The sequence below is a fragment of the Desulfovibrio sp. genome, assembly GCF_018379785.1.
In the GTDB taxonomy this organism is placed as follows: Bacteria; Desulfobacterota; Desulfovibrionia; order Desulfovibrionales; family Desulfovibrionaceae; genus Desulfovibrio.
This window is the reverse complement of the sequence record NZ_JAGZUV010000016.1, coordinates 1-14932: the sequence shown is the minus strand read 5'-3', so window position 1 is coordinate 14932 and position 14932 is coordinate 1. Positions and strand designations below refer to the sequence as shown.

Below are 14932 nucleotides of genomic sequence, written 5' to 3'. Positions count from 1 at the left end.
CGGCCTTATTGCCCCATGATGGCGAGAGCTTTATCAATCCGGTCTTTGCCGCCCACGGCCTCGTAATAGGCGGGCCAGATGGCGCGGGCCTTTTCCTTCCAGAGCTCTTCGTCCGTCACGGCATTGATGCTCATGCCGTTGTCCAGGCAGGCGCGCAGGGCCTTGCTTTCGTCCTCCGCGGCCCATTGCCACTCGTAACGGGCGGCCTCCTGCGCCGCGCGGTCAAAAAGCGCTCGGGTCTGCGGGTCAAGTCGGGCATACCAGCGTTCGCTGACCAGAATCGGCGCCACCCAGAGCATGTAATGGATATCGGAGATATACTTCTGCACTTCCCAGAACTTGGTGTCCCGGTTGATCTGGTGCGGATTTTCCTGGCCGTCGATGACGCCCTGCTGGAGCCCGTTGAACGTCTCGGACCAGGACAGGGGGTGCGGCTCCACGCCCCAGGCGCGGAATGCCTCCAGTTGCAGCTTCACCGGCGGCACGCGCAGCTTGAGGCCCTGCATGTCGGCCATGCTCCGGATAGGTTTTTTGGAGTTGGTCAGTACACGGTAGCCGCCGATGAGCCAGGCCAGGGGCCGGGTGTTGCTCTGTTGGGCAATGGCGTTGTTAAGCTCCTGCATGAAGGGCGCGTCGCTGAAAAGCGCGCAGGCGTTTTCCCTGGTGGGGAACATATAGGGCAGGATGAGCAGCGTGGCCTTGGGCGCGAAGGGCGTCAGGTTGCCCGCCGCAAGTATGCCGATCTGGATTTCATTGCCGCGCAATTGCTTGACCACGGTCTGTTCGTCGCCCAGAACCCCGCCGGGGAAGAACTCGCACCTGATCTTGCCGCCGGATTCTCGCTCCACGATTTCAATCATTTTTTCCAGAGGGACCGCCTGGATGGAAGTCCCCTTAGGCGTGGAGCAGGCGATGCGGACTTTCATGGACGGATAGTCCGCCGCGCGCGCCTGCCCGCAGAGGCAGGACAGAAACAGGGGAAGCAGGATCAGGACAGAGAATTTTCTCATGCTGTTCTCCTTGTGGTAGAAAGGCTGGTCATAAAATGCGCCGGCAGCCTCTAGTCGATCTTATAGGCCCCCAGCTGCCCCAAAGCGATGCTGGCCGGGCTGATGACCGAGGGGTCCACCATCACATTGACGCAGGCCACGGTATTGGCGGCAAAGGCCGCTTCAATGGCCGGGCGGATGTCCTGCGGGCGTTCCACGTAAAAGCCTTTGCCGCCCGCTGCTTCCACCATTTTTTCGTAGGGCGTGGGGCCGAGCCATGTCACGGAGTCCAAGGTGTAGCCCAGGCGCAGTTGCTGGCTGTGCCGGATCATGCCCCAGCTCTGGTCGTTGGCTACCACGATGACCAGGGACAGGCCCTTGCGCAGCGCTGTGGTCACTTCCATGAAATTGAAGCCGAAGGAACCGTCGCCGGTGACCAGCATGACCCGGCTTTCGGGATAGACCAGCCGGGCCGCAATGGCGTCCGCGATGCCGCCGCCGATGCACCAGTACTGCCCGTGGTCCAGAATTCTGTACGGCGTGCGGGCCGTGCGGCCGATATGCACCCAGGTCAGGGTATCGCCGCCGTCGGCCAGCACCACGTCGTCGTCCCGGTCCATGAACCGATCCACTTCATGGACCAGACGCTGAGGATGGATGGGCACGGCGTCGCTGGTCTGCATGGGCAGCATGGCTTCGGCGCAACGCTGTTGTTCCGCGCGCAGTTCCTCCACCCAATCCGCGTAGCGGCGTCCCAGGCCGTCCGATCCGACCCCGGAGAGACCCAGGGCGTCCAGGCGGCTGTTGGTCAGTTCCAGGAAGGCGCGCACATCGCTGATGACGGGCAGATCAATGGCCCGGTTGCGTCCCAGTTCCTCTCCGGCCACGTCCACCTGGATCAGCGTGGCCTTTTTATTGTAGGCGGCCCCGAAAAAATGGTTGAGGCTGATGCGGTTTCCCAGGATCAGGGCCAGATCCGCTTCCGCATACGCTTTCTTGGCCGCCAGCGGGCGGTGCGGCCCGGCCAGCCCGAAGCAGAGCGGGTGCAGGTCCGAAACAAGGCCGCGTCCCATGTTGCAGGTAAAGACCGGGATGCCGCATTTTTCCACAAAGGCGCGCAGTTCCTCTCCGGCCCCGGCGTAACCGGCGCCGCTGCCCGCCACCACAATGGGCCGTTCAGCCTCGCGCAGCAGGGCGATGGTTTTTTCCACCCCGCGCGGGTCCACGGGCCTGGACTCCATCACTGTCTTGTGCCAGGGGCATTCCCCGCCCGGCATGGCCTTGCCCAGCACGTCACAGGGCAGTTCCAGAAAAACCGGGCCGGGCCGGCCGGCCAGGGTCATGCGGAAGGCTGTTTCCACGTATTCGGCCACCCGCTCGGTCTGGGTGCAGACATAGGCAGCCTTGACGATGGGTGCGGCGATGGCCGCCTGAGGCGCGTCCTGAAGGTCCATCTTGTCCCGGTAGTCCGTGCCTGAGGCCCCGGCGATGACCAGCAGGGGCGTGCAATTGGTGGCCGCCTGCTGCAAGGGCGAAATGCAGTTGGTGAAGCCCGGCCCGGCGGTGAGCATGGCCACGCCGGGCTTGCCCGTCATGCGGGCGTAGGCGTCGGCCATGAAGGTGGCCGCCTGTTCGTGCCGCGTATCCACCAGGCGGACCGGGCTCTTTTCCAATATCTGGTGGATATGATTGAGATGCCCACCGGTCAGGGTGAACACAAATTCCACACCCAGGTCGATCAGGGCGCGGGCGGCGGCTTCGCCTCCATTGGCAGCTTGCATAATTTTCTCCTTTGCTGGGGTCGGGACGTGGCGGCGTGATGAATGTCCGCTTTGTCCGGAGATAGCAAGGGGCGTGCCTCAATGTAGGGGGATGGAGATTGTTTTGTATTTCAAATGGATGCATGTCGTGGCCGAAGAAAACGGGCGGAGAGTGCGGGATTTTTTGTAAAGTTTTCTTAATCGTTGTACAGAGTGGCTGTAAGGGAATATTTACAGATCGATTGCAGCCGTGTCGGCGTCAGAGTGCCGGATGCCGTATTTTTTCAGCTTGGCGTAGAGGGTCACACGCGAGATGCCCAACTGCCGGGCCGTGAGCGTGACGTTGCCTTGATTTTCCTGCAGGGCCGCGGTCAGAAAGCTCGCCTCCTGCGCGCTCAGCCAGGCGGCGAGATCATGGTGGCGTTGCGGGGGCGAGTGGCGTTCGGGAATCTGAACGCCGCCCGTGACCTCGTGGGGCAGATCGCGCGCGTCGATGCGTTCGCCGCTCTGATGCAGGGTGGCGTGCACCAGGGTGTTGAACAGCTGGCGCACATTGCCGGGCCAGGCATAGGCCTCCATGGCGCGCACGGCCTCGTCCGTGAAGTTCGCCGTGGGGCAGCCGATCTTGGAGAGAATATGCCGGGCCAGAGGCAGAATGTCTTCCGGGCGGGCGCGCAGGGGCGGCAGTCGGATGGTCAGGGTGTTGATGCGGTAATAGAGGTCTTCGCGGAAGTTTCCCTGGCTGATCATGTCCTGCAAATCGCGGTTGGTGGCGGTGATCAGCCGGAAGTCCACTTCCCGGCCGGAAACGTCTCCCAGGCGGGTGATGCGTTTTTCCTCCAGCACGCGCAGCAGCTTGACTTGGGCGTGCAGCGGGATGTCGCCGATCTCGTCCAGGAAGAGCGTGCCCGTGTTGGCCAGTTCGATCTGGCCGATCTTGCCTTCCTTGCGCGCGTCGGAAAAGGCGCCCGGCGCATAGCCGAACAATTCGGCCTCGAAAAGCTCTTTGGGAATGGCCGCGCAGTTGATGCTGACAAAAGGACCGGCGGCACGGTTGCTGCGCACGTGCAGGGCGTGCGCCGTCAGTTCTTTGCCCGTGCCGGTCCTGCCCAGAATCAGCACGGGATGGGCGTCGGCGGCATAGTTTTGGATGAGTTTTTTCACTGCCCGCATGGGCGCGCTGTCGCCGATGATGCTTCCAATATCGTAATGGGCGTTGTGTTCCGACTTGAGGCTGCGGTTGTAATGCTTCAGCTTTTTTGCCAGAAAGTCGATTTTGCGGTTCAGCTCGCGCAGTTCCGCCGGATCCGTGAAAAGAATATGCGAAACCATGCCTGTGACCGCGCCGTCGCTGTCGCGCACCGGGATTCTGTTGACCACGAATTTGTAGTTGTCGCCGAAGAGCGGCAGGGTACAGAGATCGCCCATTTCCGGGCGGCCGTTTTTGATGACCACCGGCGCGCGGGTCAGGGGATTCAGGTCCGGCAGCGGCCTGCCCAGAATGGTTTTGACGTCGCCGCCCAGCAGGGAGGCATAGCACTGGTTGACTTTGCGGACGATGTAATTGGCGTCGCAGTAAAGGATGCCCTCGGGCAGGGCATCCAGCACGCTCTGATAGAGCAGTTCGGAACTGTTCCACTCCTCCGGCATACGCCCTCCATCGGCTCCCTCGGGAAGGGGGGAGCCTGCGCGGCCGCTGTGGCGGCATTTTCGCCAGTTGTATTCTTGTAACATAGGCGGGGGCGTTGTAAATAATTCCTGTTAATAAAATTATTTATATTTAATATACTATACATGGTCGGAAAATGCAACGGCCCGGCATTGCCGGGCCGTTATGCTCATCCTTGCGGGATTAAAACAAAAGCGGATTGCGGCTTTTCGCGCCGCCGGAGAATCAGAATCCTTCTTCCAGCGGCGGCCAGACCAGCCACGGGCCGTCGGGCCGGACGGCAGGCCGGGCGGGCGAGACGGCCGGGTCCAGGTGCACCTGGCGGCCCCGCGTGCTGATGCGGCCTTCGGCGAACCATTGCAGGGCCTGGGGATAGATGCGGTGTTCCATGGCGTGGATGCGCCGCATCAGGCCGTCCGGATCTTCCCCGGCGTTGACCGGCACGGCGGCCTGGATGATCACCGGGCCGCTGTCCACCTTTTCCTCCACGAAATGCACGGTGCAGCCGGAAATTTTGACCCCGTAAGCCTGGGCGTCGGCCCCGCCGTGCACGCCGGGAAAGCTGGGCAGCAACGCCGGGTGGATGTTGACGACCCGCCCGGCAAAAGCCTCCAGAAAGGCGGAACTGAGCAGGCGCATGTATCCGGCCAGGACGATGAGTTCCGCGCCGCTTTCCCGCAGCACGGCGATGAGCTTCCGGTCGTAGCTCTCCCGGTCCGGAAAGAGGGTGTGGTCCAGAGCCGGATGGGGCAGCCCGGCCTTGCGGGCGCGCTCCAGCACGCCCGCGCCCGGCCGGTTGCTGAGGATCATGCGGATGTCCACATCCAGAATGCCGGCGGCGGACTTGTCGATCATGGCCTGGGCGTTGGTGCCGCTGCCCGAGGCCAGTATGGCGATTTTCAGGGGCATAGTGTCCTCAACGGGCGGCTCCGGCCCGCGTAAAGTGTTGCGTAATGGCGTCCACCAGGGCCGGAATGGTGTATTCCCCGGGCTGGATATGGCAGTTCAGCCCGTGCTTGCGCAGCGTCGCCGCCGTTACCGGCCCGATGGCAGCCAGCAGGGTTTCCGGATGAGCTTTGAGCTTTTCCGCCGGGATCAGGCTGAGGAAGTTTTCCACCGTGGAGGAGGAGCCGAAGGTCACGCAGGACAGCGAGCCCTCTTCCAGACGCGCCAGCACCTCGTCCTTGCGCCCGGCGGCGGGCACGGTTTCATAGGCCGGGATGACGTCCACCACAGCCCCGGCCTTGCCTAACTCCACGGGCAGCACGTCGCGGGCTTTGGCCGCGCGCGGCAGCAGCATGCGCGTGCCCGCCAGTTTGCCGCCTTCACGCGCCAGCAGGCCTTCCACCACGCCCTCGGCCACATAGCGCTCGGGCACGAAATCGGGCCGGATGCCGCGCTCATACAGGGCGTCCGCCGTGGCCGGGCCGATGGCCGCCACCTTGCAGGCCCCCAGGGCCCGGCTGTCTTTGCCCGCGGCGTCCAGCCGCCGCCAGAAATGGCGCACCCCGTTCACCGAGGTGAAAATCAGCCAGCCGTAGTCCGCCAGCCGGGCCACGGCCGCGTCCAGCTCCGTGGAGTCGGGCAGGGCGCGGATTTCAATGGTGGGGCACTGGATGACCTCGGCCCCGAGCCCCGCCAGGCTGCGGGCCAGACCGCTGGCCTGTTCCCGTGCGCGGGTGACCACAATGCTTTTGCCCAGCAGGGGCTTTTGCTCGAACCAGTTCAACTTGCCGTGCAGGCTCGCCACCTTGCCTACCACGATCACCGCGGGATTGGTGAAACGCGCGTCGACGGCGGCCTGGGGCAGCTCCCGCAGGGTGGCGACCAGGCTGCGCTGGCGCGGCGTGGTGCCCCGGTAGATCAGGGCCGCCGGGGTCCGCGGGTCCAGCCCCGCGTCCAGCAGATTGCGGGCGATGTCCGGCAGGTTCTTCATGCCCATGACAAAGACCAGGGTCGAGGCGCTTTGGGCCAGAGCCTGCCAGTTATGCACAGAGCCGGGCTTGTCCGGGTTTTCGTGGCCGGTGATGATGGTCACCGAGGAGGCGAAATCGCGGTGGGTCAGGGGAATGCCCGCGTAAGCCGGGGCCGCGATGGTGCTGCTGATGCCCGGCACTTCCTCAAAGGGCACGCCCGCCGCCAGCAATTCCTCGGCCTCCTCGCCGCCGCGCCCGAAAATGTAAGGGTCGCCGCCCTTGAGCCGGGCCACCACGTTGCCCTCTTTGGCCTTGCGCACCAGCAGGGCGTTGATCTCGTGCTGGGGCAGGGCGTGGTTGCCCGCCACCTTGCCCACGTAGATCAGCTCGGCCTCGGGCCGGGCGTGCCCCAGCAGGCTGTCGTTGGCCAGGGCGTCGTAGACCACCACGTCCGCCGCGGCCAGGACGTCCCTGGCCTTGAGGGTCAGCAGGCCCGGATCGCCGGGGCCCGCTCCCAGAAGATAGACTTTCATTGCACGCCTCCACGGGCCAGCTCCAGCAGAGTGCGCGCGCCGAAGCCCGACGCGCCCGCCGGACAGAGCGGCGTTTTTTTGGCGTTCCAGTCCACGCCCGCGATGTCCAGGTGGGCCCAGCGCACGCCCTCGCGCACGAAATGTTTCAGGAACAGCGCGGCGTTGATGGCCCCGCCTTCGCGCGGCCCGGTGTGGCAGATGTCCGCCACTTCGCTTTTGAGCTGTTCCGCGTAAGGTTGCCAGAGCGGCAGCCGCCAGTAATTTTCGCCGCCCACGCCCCCCGCGGCGCGGATGCGTTCGGCCAGATCCGTATCGTCGCAGAACAGACCGGCGAGTTCCGTGCCCAGGGCCACGGCGCACGCGCCCGTGAGCGTGGCGATGTCCACCATGGCCGCCGGGGTCCACTGCTTCTGGGCGTAGGCCAGGGCGTCGCAGAGAACCAGGCGGCCCTCGGCGTCGGTATTGGTGATTTCCACCGTATCGCCGCCGGCCGCGCGCACCACGTCGCCCGGACGCGTGGCCTTGCCGTCGGGCATGTTCTCGGCGCAGGCCAGCAGGCCCACCACCCGACGGGGCGCGTCCTCCTCGGCCAGGGCCGCGATGGCGGCCAGCACGTCCGCCGCGCCGGTCATGTCGCATTTCATCTGTTGCATGTTGGCCGCCGGTTTGAGGCTGATGCCGCCGGAGTCAAAGGTGATGCCCTTGCCCACCAGGATCAGCGGCTTGTCCTGCTCGTGGCCCTCGGGGGCATGCTCCAGCACGACCAGGCGGGGCGGCCGGGCCGACCCCTGGCCCACGGCCAGCAGCGCGCCCATGCCTTCCCCGGCCAGGGCGGTTTCGTCCAGCACCGTGCAGGTGAAGCCCAGTTCTTTGCCCAGTTCCACAGCGCGCTGGGCCAGGCTTTCGGGATAGAGCAGGTTGCCCGGCATGTTGGCCAGATCCCGGGCCAGAGCCACGGCTCGGGCCGCGCGCTCGCCCCGGCGGGCAGCCGCGTGCGCGCCGTCGGGCACGGATTGTCCGTCAAAGCCCAAGGCCAGCCATTGCGGATCGGCTGGTTCGTCTTCCTGAGGTTTTTTCAGGGCCGTAAAACGGTAGAGGGCCAGCTGAGCGGCGTAGACGCACTCCTCCACCAGGCGTTCCCGCCCGCCGGGCAGGCGGGACAATGCCGGTTCGGGCAGCAGGATGGAATTCAGGCTCAGGCCGCGGCAGCGTTGCACGGCGGCGGCTATGGCCGCGCGCAGTCTGGCGGCATCCACTTTTTCGCGCGGTCCCAGGCCCACGGCCAGGACGCGCGGAACGGGAAGCTCCGGATGACCATGCAGCAGGGCCAGCTCGCCGTCCTTACCCTTGAAGTCGCGCATGGCCGGAGCTACGGTCAGCCAGGGCGCGGCCTTGTCCAGTTCCGGGCACTCGCGTAAGATGTCTTCGCCTTCGCAGGCCGGGGCCAGCATGATCTCGGCTTTCCACTGCTCGGGTCCGAGGTTCTGGAAGCGTATATCCATAAACGGGGTCTCCTCGTGGGTGCGGACGCCGCTACGGCGGCGCGCTTGAAATCTGGAGCGGAGTAACTTTTCAAAGTTACTTTGCTCTAAGCGCCTCAATATACGTCGGGCCGTCTTTTTTGCCAAGCGCGGCGGGCCGTGGCGGCGCGCGGTTTCCAGCCGGGCATGATCCTTGCAACTTTTAAAACCGACTGCCATTTTTTTGCCAACGGAAAATTCATGCTCGTCTATATCCACGTTCCCTTCTGCCGCACGCGCTGCCGCTACTGCGCCTTTCATTCCATCCCGCTGGGCCGGGGCGTCGAGCCCGCCGCGTCGCCCCTGCTGCGCGACTATCTGGACACCCTGCTGCTGGAGCTGGCCCATTGGGGCGACCGCCTGGGCGGAACCGAGGTGCAGACCGTCTTTTTCGGCGGGGGCACGCCCAGCCTGCTGCCGCCGCGCATTGTAGGCATTGTGCTGGAGCGTCTGGCCCGCTGTTTCACGCTCAGCCCCAAAGCTGAAATCACCCTGGAGGCCAATCCCGAATCCCTGCGGGGAACCCAGAGTGTGCCGCAGTATCTGGCGGCGGGCGTGAACCGTTTGTCCATCGGCATCCAGAGCCTGGATGAAAGCATGCTGCGTCTGCTGGGACGGCCGCACAAGGCCCGGGACAGTCTGCACGCGGTGTTCGCGGCGCGTGAGGCGGGTTGCGCCAACATCAACATGGATCTGATGTGGGGCCTGCCCGGCCAGAGCGTGCGCCAGTGGCTGCAAACCCTCAAGGACGCCGTGCGTATGAGCCCGGACCATATTTCCGCCTACGGCCTGACTCTGGAGCCGGGCACGGCGCTGGAGCTGGACTGCGAGGAAGGACGCCTGGCCCTGCCGCCCGAGCGGGATCAGAACATCATGTTCATGGAGGGCGCGGCTTTTCTGGAAGCCAGCGGCTATCTGCACTACGAAATTTCCAATTTCGCGCGCATGGGCTTCCAGTGCCGCCACAATCTGGGCTACTGGGAGGGAGCGGATTATCTGGGGCTGGGCCCGTCGGCCACCTCCACCATCGCGGGGCGGCGCTGGACCAATCCGGCCGGTCAGCGGGCCTGGGACGCCCGTACCCGCGAGGGCTCATTGGGCGCGGAAGTGGAAAGCCTGACCCCGACCGTGCGCGTGCTCGAACTGATCATGCTGCGCCTGCGCACCTCGCGGGGCATGCGTCTCAAAGCCTACCGGGAAATGACGGGGCGCGATTTTCTGCGCGATCATCAGCGCCTGATCCAGGCTTTGCACGAAAACGGCCTGATCCGCATCCGCAACGGCTATCTGCGCCTGACCCGCAGCGGCATGCTGGTTTCCAATTCCATTCTTTCCAACCTGTTTGAGCGCACCGAAACCGTGCTGGCCCAGCCCCTGCCGCCCGGCGCGGGCACACGGCTGCCCCCGGCCCCGGCGGCGGGGGACAAAGAACCGGAAGTGCGGGCCGTGGTCTGGCCGTCGGCCTGAAAAAGAGCGGCGTGGAAAGGGAAAGCCCGTTGTCGATACGGCCCGGAGCATTTCAGTCTTGATCTGCTCCGCGTGCTGAACCGGCCGGCAGGAGTTCATGCCCGAAGCATATGCCGCTGCCTCCGGATTTTTTAATCTGGTACATGGCTTGATCGGCTTTGTTCAAAAGCTCTTCCGCCGTGGACCCGTCCTCCGGATAACAGGCCACGCCGATACTGGCGTTGCAAAAGACATCGCCCTTTTTCAACACCCAGGGTTTCTTGAAGCGCTCATGTATGAAATGGGCTAAATTGCGGATATTGGCCTCAGTTACGTCTCCGTCAAGAAGAGCGACGAACTCGTCGCCGCCGTTACGGTAACTGGAGCCCGCAAGCATGGGAATGCCGGAAAAAAACTCGCCCAGCCGCACCAGGAACTCGTCTCCCGCGTCATGCCCGAAACTGTCATTGATCGCCTTGAAGCCGTCGATGTCAAAAAACAGCAGATAGCCTTTTCCCGCTCCTTTGGCCCGCGTGATGCGGCGCTCGCATTCGCTGATCAGCATCCTGCGGTTGGGGAGCTTGGTCAGGGCGTCGTAGTTGGCCATATAGTGGATAAGTTCCTCGTTCCGCTTGTTTTCGGTGATGTCCGCGCTGCTGACCACATGCGCCAGACGTCCGTCCACCCAACGGAAAGCGGCGCTGAAGACCCTGAACCACGCTCCGTCAAAAGGCCGCTGATAATCCCAGGAATACACCTTGGTGGGATTGCCGTGCTCGTCGATAAGTTTTTTCTGAGGGCAGAACTCACAGGGCCCGCATTGCCCGGGAAAGAGCACTTCCCAGCATTTATGGCCCAGAAATCTGGAAATTCCCCCGTACGGAGCGGTCATGGACTTATTGGCATACAAGATATCATGGTTGAAAAAATCGTTTACATAAATGTCTATTCCCATGTTGTCCAGGATGCTTTCCAAAGTCGTTCGAGCGAAGGACAGCTTGTTCTGGTATATCCTTATGCCGATATATTTTCCCAGGAGATGGAGCAGGGCGGACGCTGTCTTCATTTCCGCGTCGGGAATTTTTTCTTTCCGCTGTGTGTTCAGCAGGACAATGAACCCGCAGATACGATAGTTTGCGTCAACCATGGAAACGGCAAGCAGTGACGTTGCAAAAAATAATTCAAGAAATTTCAGCTCATTACTGCTGGCATGCGGGCTTTTTGCCATGTGGGATAGTGTTTCTTTCGCCAGATGCTCGCGGTATTGCGGATTGATCTCCTCGGTGCGGAAACTTTCCCGGATGTTTGTATCCTGCGAAACACAGCATTCTTTCAGATGAAAGCAGTTATCCTGGTCACTCTCATAAATCAGTCCGGAATCAAAAGAATAAAACTTGCAGATACGCGTCAGCGCGTCGCGGACGATGCAGGTATCGACCTGCTTTCCGACCAGCATTTCAGACAGCTTCAAAACGAATGCAGCAGCGGATTCGGTGCTCATGGCATACCCTATGGCAGCGCTCTAGGCGCAGGAAGAGTGGAGGGCCAGCAACTGCACGGCGGCCAGATGTTCCAGCTCCTCGCTCATGCACAGGGCGTCGGCCAGGCTCGGGCCCCAGCAGCAGAGGCCGTGTCCGGCCATCCAGACCGCGGCCCCGGCGGGCTTGTCCGCGCCTACTGCGCGCCCGGCGTCGGCAACGGCCAGAGCCAGTTCCGCGCCGCCCGGCGGCAGGGCGGGCGCAAAGCCCAGGCGTGCCCGCCAGACATCGGCCTCGAACAGGGGCAGGCGCAGGAAATCCTCCTGATCAGCCACAACCAGACTCAGGGCCAGCAGGCGGCGGGGATGACTGTGCAGTACGGCCCCGCAATGGGGCAGAGCACGGTACAGTTCCAGATGCATGCCCAGTTCCGAGGAAGCCGGGCCGCCGCTCAGGGCTTCGCTGCTGAGTCCTTCGCCGGTCCGCGCGTCCACCAGGCAGCAGTCCCGCGCCGTCAGGCGGCCCTTGGCCGCGCCCGAGCGGGTCACGCAGAGCAGGCCGTCGCCGGGCACGGGCAGACGGCGGCTGGCGTTGCCGTTGCAGCCCGACAACAGCCCCTCCCGCCAGGCGTCGCGGCAGACGGAACGCAGATCCTCCACACAGACATCCAGGTCCTCAGGATTCGGATTCATACTCGCTTGCTCCTTGCCGCCATGCGCTCAAGTCCAGGCGGGACAGCTCACCCGACGCGTCCACCTCGACGGTTCGGGCCAGGGTGTTCAGCAGCTTCTGCACCGGCCGGTAGGCGGGATTCAGCGCAAAGGAAATGCGGCCTTCCTTTTCCACCGGCAGGTATTTACGGATCATCCGCAACGGCAGCAGGCCTTCGTCAAACAGCAGCAGATTGAGATAATAGGCAATGTCGCCGGAAAGGCGGGACTGGTTGCTCGTTTTTTTGCCGCGCTCGATGTCCGCGTCCACCATGCCCTCGGCATAGCCCAGATGGCGCACCATGCCTTTTGTCGCGACCGAAGCCAGCGCATAGCCCGCTTTCCGCACCCGCCAGCTGTAATCCTGATCCTCATGCCCGTATCTGCCGTAGCCTTCATTCCAGAAGCCCAGGCGCTCATGCGTCGCACGGGGAATGCAGACGCAGCCCCCGCCGCAGACCGTGGTCAGTTCCGCTTCGCCGCCGTCGCGTAGCTCAAGGGGTTGGTGCGACGACTCATGCCAATCGCAGAATTTATAGGATGTCATGCCGACCTGCGGACGCTCTTCCAGCGGGGAGATGAGCCGCGCCAGCCAGAGTGGATCCAGAATTTCTATGTCGTTGTCCAACTTGACGTAATACTCGGCGTCCGCCGCATTGTCCCAGGCCAGGTTGGCGGCTACGCAAAGACCCATGTTGCGGGAAAGCAGCTTCAGGCGGATATGCGCATGGGCGGCGGCCAGGCTTTGCAGATATTCCCGGCTGCCGTCCTCGCTGCCGTTGTCTACAATGGTCAGCGTATAGCCCGGCGGGGTCCGGGCCAGCAGACTCTCAAGGCAGATACGGGTAAGCGCGAGCCTGTTCCAGGTGACGACGGCCAGGTGAGCGCGCATCAGTCGGCCTCGACGTCTCTTCGATCGCCGCTTTCAAAGTGGTCAAAGCCGTGCAGGCAGTCCAGGGGTTCGTTGTTGCAGGTAATGCCGCCGCCGGCCGTGACCGTGCCGATGCTGCAAAAGCCGGGGATGGCCGCGTGCAGGGAAGGCAGCATGTCCGGCGCGCAGGAACCCAGCAGGGCGTAATCCTCGCCGCCCAGCAGGGCTTCGTGGACCGGATTTTTTCCCTGCTCCCGGGCGCAGCGCAGCACTTCGGCGTGCAGCAGGCCCTGGGGCAGCAATATGGCCGCGCCCAGGCCGTGATTGCCCCGGCCTTTTTCGGCTCCGGCGCGCAGCTCGCCGCTCAGGCCCAGCAGACGGGGCAGATCGCGGATGATGCCGTCGGAAAGGTCCATAAGCGCGGGCGGCCGGGCGTTGTAGCCCGCGCGCGCCAGCATCAGGCCCGCGTCCACCTGGGGTTCGGGCCGCAAATGGGCGGCGCAGGCCTCGGGCCAGTCCCGCAGGGCGTCGCGGCCGCAAGTCTCCAGCATCTGCAGGCCCACCCGCGCCAGGCCCACGCGGCCCACCACAAAGAGGCTGTCGCCGGGCATGCTGCCGCCGCGCGCCAGAAAACCGCCGGGCTCGGCGGTTTCGCCCCAGACCGTCACGCTGATGTGCAGCTGTTGGCAACGGGAGAGATCCCCCCCGGCCAGGGCCATGCGCTGCTGTCCGGCCAGGGCGGCCATGCCGCTGAAAAAGGCTTCCAGCCAGGCCATGTCCACCCAGTCCGGCAGGCCCAGGCAGAGGGTGAAGCCCAGAGGCCGGGCCCCGCAGGCGGCCAGATCGCTGACGTTGACGGCCAGAGCCTTGTGCCCCGTGTCCTCGGGGCTGAAATAGGAGCGCCGGAAGTGGATGTCCTCCAGAAAGAGGTCGCTGCTCACGCACAGGGGCCGCCCGGCCTTGAGCACCGCGCAGTCGTCGCCCCGGCCCAGCAGCAGGGAGGCATGCGTCTGTGGAAAATGGCGGGCGAGGCAGGCCAGAATGCCGTCCTCGGAAAAGGGGAAAGCGGAAGGGGATGGCGGGGCCGGAACCATGTCAGTTCTCCATGAGCAGATATTCGGTCAGAATGACTTTCAGCCCGAAACCGGGGAAATTCACTTGCACCTTGTCCGGAGGCAAGTGCTTGATGATCTTGCCCCGACCGAAAATGCGGTGGCGGCAGTGGCAGAGTCGGGCCGTGCCGGTGGTGGAAGCGGCGGAAGGCATGGCGTCATCCGCGCGCGGCATATCCCGAACCTCGGTCTGAACCGAAGGCAAGGAGTCGCTTTCAGGCCGGAGCTGGCAGTCGTCAAAGGCCGCGCCTTCTTCGGCGGGGCCGGGAAAAGCGGAAACCGCCTGACGCGCGGGGGGCAGCAGGCGGTTGCGCGCGCCGCCCGCGCCGGAAAAACAACTTCCGCGGCGGCTGAGTATCCCGCCGAAGCCTTCCACCCATTCCTCGGTCAGGCCCGGGGACAGTTCGCGCACAAAGGGGCTCTGGCTGACGTGCAGGCTGCCGCGCTCGGCCCGGCTGTAAATGGCCGCCGGGGCGTACAGCTCCAGATCCTGACGGGCGCGGGTGCAGGCCACGTACATCAGGCGGCGCTCCTCCTCGAAATCCTCGGGCCGGGCCAGGGCGTGGCGGGAGGGAAAGCGGTCCTCCACCAGATCAATGATCAGCACGGCGTTCCATTCCAGGCCCTTGGCCGAATGCACGGTGGACAATGTGATGCGGCCCTCGCCGTCGCGGATGTAGAGCGGATAGATCGGACCGACGGCCGTCGTATAAGCGAAAACGTTGCCCGACGAGTTACCGGCGCCGCTGTCGTCGATCTGGTTGTAGCGGAAATGCGTGTAGTTGGCATTGGCGCTGAACTTGAGCCACTTCTTGGCCTGATAGTCCACGCGCAGACGGGCCGTATAACGATCCATGTCCGAGTTGTAGGCGATACCTTCGTTGTTCAAATAGCCGAACGATCCGTAGATCGAGGCGTTTCCGGTCTG

12 protein-coding genes are annotated in these 14932 nt (G+C 64.0%); 1 reads left to right on the top strand and 11 read right to left on the bottom strand.

Going from position 1 to position 14932, the window contains the following annotated elements; translation table 11 throughout:
- Positions 1-5 precede the first annotated feature (5 nt).
- The 6 genes from KH208_RS04945 to KH208_RS04920 all read right to left on the bottom strand — a co-directional run bounded on the left by KH208_RS04945 (position 6) and on the right by KH208_RS04920 (position 8369).
- Complete coding sequence (locus KH208_RS04945; protein ID WP_291434352.1) at positions 6-1010, bottom strand: TRAP transporter substrate-binding protein; 1005 nt, start codon at positions 1008-1010, stop codon at positions 6-8.
- A gap of 50 nt (positions 1011-1060) precedes the next feature.
- Positions 1061-2770, bottom strand: coding sequence for a thiamine pyrophosphate-binding protein (locus tag KH208_RS04940; protein ID WP_291434350.1), 1710 nt, complete (start codon positions 2768-2770; stop codon positions 1061-1063).
- Positions 2771-2980: 210 nt separating this feature from the next.
- Complete coding sequence (locus KH208_RS04935; RefSeq protein ID WP_291434348.1) at positions 2981-4399, bottom strand: sigma 54-interacting transcriptional regulator; 1419 nt, start codon at positions 4397-4399, stop codon at positions 2981-2983.
- A gap of 244 nt (positions 4400-4643) precedes the next feature.
- Positions 4644-5327, bottom strand: a complete 684-nt coding sequence (gene purN, locus KH208_RS04930; protein ID WP_291434346.1) for a phosphoribosylglycinamide formyltransferase — start codon at positions 5325-5327, stop codon at positions 4644-4646.
- A gap of 7 nt (positions 5328-5334) precedes the next feature.
- Positions 5335-6867 carry a uroporphyrinogen-III C-methyltransferase gene (cobA, locus tag KH208_RS04925; protein ID WP_291434344.1) on the bottom strand — a complete coding sequence of 511 codons (1533 nt, stop codon included), beginning with the start codon at positions 6865-6867 and terminating at the stop codon, positions 5335-5337.
- A complete protein-coding gene (locus KH208_RS04920) occupies positions 6864-8369 on the bottom strand; it encodes a leucyl aminopeptidase (protein ID WP_291434342.1) in 1506 nt (501 codons plus the stop codon). The genes cobA and KH208_RS04920 overlap by 4 nt, the downstream gene beginning before the upstream one ends.
- Positions 8370-8588: 219 nt before the next feature.
- Here KH208_RS04920 and hemW point away from each other — a divergent pair, with 219 nt between their 5' ends.
- Entirely contained in the window at positions 8589-9854 is a 1266-nt protein-coding gene (gene hemW / locus KH208_RS04915) for a radical SAM family heme chaperone HemW (protein ID WP_291434341.1), read from the top strand.
- Between the two features lie 52 nt (positions 9855-9906).
- Here hemW and KH208_RS04910 read toward each other — a convergent pair whose 3' ends face one another.
- The 5 genes from KH208_RS04910 to KH208_RS04890 all read right to left on the bottom strand — a co-directional run.
- Entirely contained in the window at positions 9907-11334 is a 1428-nt protein-coding gene (locus KH208_RS04910; protein ID WP_291434340.1) for a GGDEF domain-containing protein, read from the bottom strand.
- Positions 11335-11355: 21 nt separating this feature from the next.
- A complete protein-coding gene (locus KH208_RS04905; protein ID WP_291434338.1) occupies positions 11356-12003 on the bottom strand; it encodes a class II aldolase/adducin family protein in 648 nt (215 codons plus the stop codon).
- A complete protein-coding gene (locus KH208_RS04900; protein ID WP_291434336.1) occupies positions 11987-12913 on the bottom strand; it encodes a glycosyltransferase family 2 protein in 927 nt (308 codons plus the stop codon). Before KH208_RS04900 ends, KH208_RS04905 begins: the two co-directional genes overlap by 17 nt.
- Positions 12913-13986: a thiamine-phosphate kinase gene (gene thiL, locus KH208_RS04895; RefSeq protein WP_291434334.1), complete on the bottom strand. Its 1074-nt coding sequence runs from the start codon at positions 13984-13986 to the stop codon at positions 12913-12915. The genes KH208_RS04900 and thiL overlap by 1 nt, the downstream gene beginning before the upstream one ends.
- 1 nt (position 13987) lies before the next feature.
- Positions 13988-14932, bottom strand: a 945-nt coding sequence (locus tag KH208_RS04890; RefSeq protein WP_291434333.1) for a 3'-5' exonuclease, incomplete at its 5' end; no start/stop codon positions are given.

Coding starts and splice junctions, on each gene's coding strand:
- KH208_RS04945 (WP_291434352.1), bottom strand. CDS start 1,010: ATGAGAAAATTCTCTGTCCTGATCCTGCTTCCCCTGTTTCTGTCCTGC.
- KH208_RS04940 (WP_291434350.1), bottom strand. CDS start 2,770: ATGCAAGCTGCCAATGGAGGCGAAGCCGCCGCCCGCGCCCTGATCGAC.
- KH208_RS04935 (WP_291434348.1), bottom strand. CDS start 4,399: ATGCCGGAGGAGTGGAACAGTTCCGAACTGCTCTATCAGAGCGTGCTG.
- purN (WP_291434346.1), bottom strand. CDS start 5,327: ATGCCCCTGAAAATCGCCATACTGGCCTCGGGCAGCGGCACCAACGCC.
- cobA (WP_291434344.1), bottom strand. CDS start 6,867: ATGAAAGTCTATCTTCTGGGAGCGGGCCCCGGCGATCCGGGCCTGCTG.
- KH208_RS04920 (WP_291434342.1), bottom strand. CDS start 8,369: ATGGATATACGCTTCCAGAACCTCGGACCCGAGCAGTGGAAAGCCGAG.
- hemW (WP_291434341.1), top strand. CDS start 8,589: ATGCTCGTCTATATCCACGTTCCCTTCTGCCGCACGCGCTGCCGCTAC.
- KH208_RS04910 (WP_291434340.1), bottom strand. CDS start 11,334: ATGAGCACCGAATCCGCTGCTGCATTCGTTTTGAAGCTGTCTGAAATG.
- KH208_RS04905 (WP_291434338.1), bottom strand. CDS start 12,003: ATGAATCCGAATCCTGAGGACCTGGATGTCTGTGTGGAGGATCTGCGT.
- KH208_RS04900 (WP_291434336.1), bottom strand. CDS start 12,913: ATGCGCGCTCACCTGGCCGTCGTCACCTGGAACAGGCTCGCGCTTACC.
- thiL (WP_291434334.1), bottom strand. CDS start 13,986: ATGGTTCCGGCCCCGCCATCCCCTTCCGCTTTCCCCTTTTCCGAGGAC.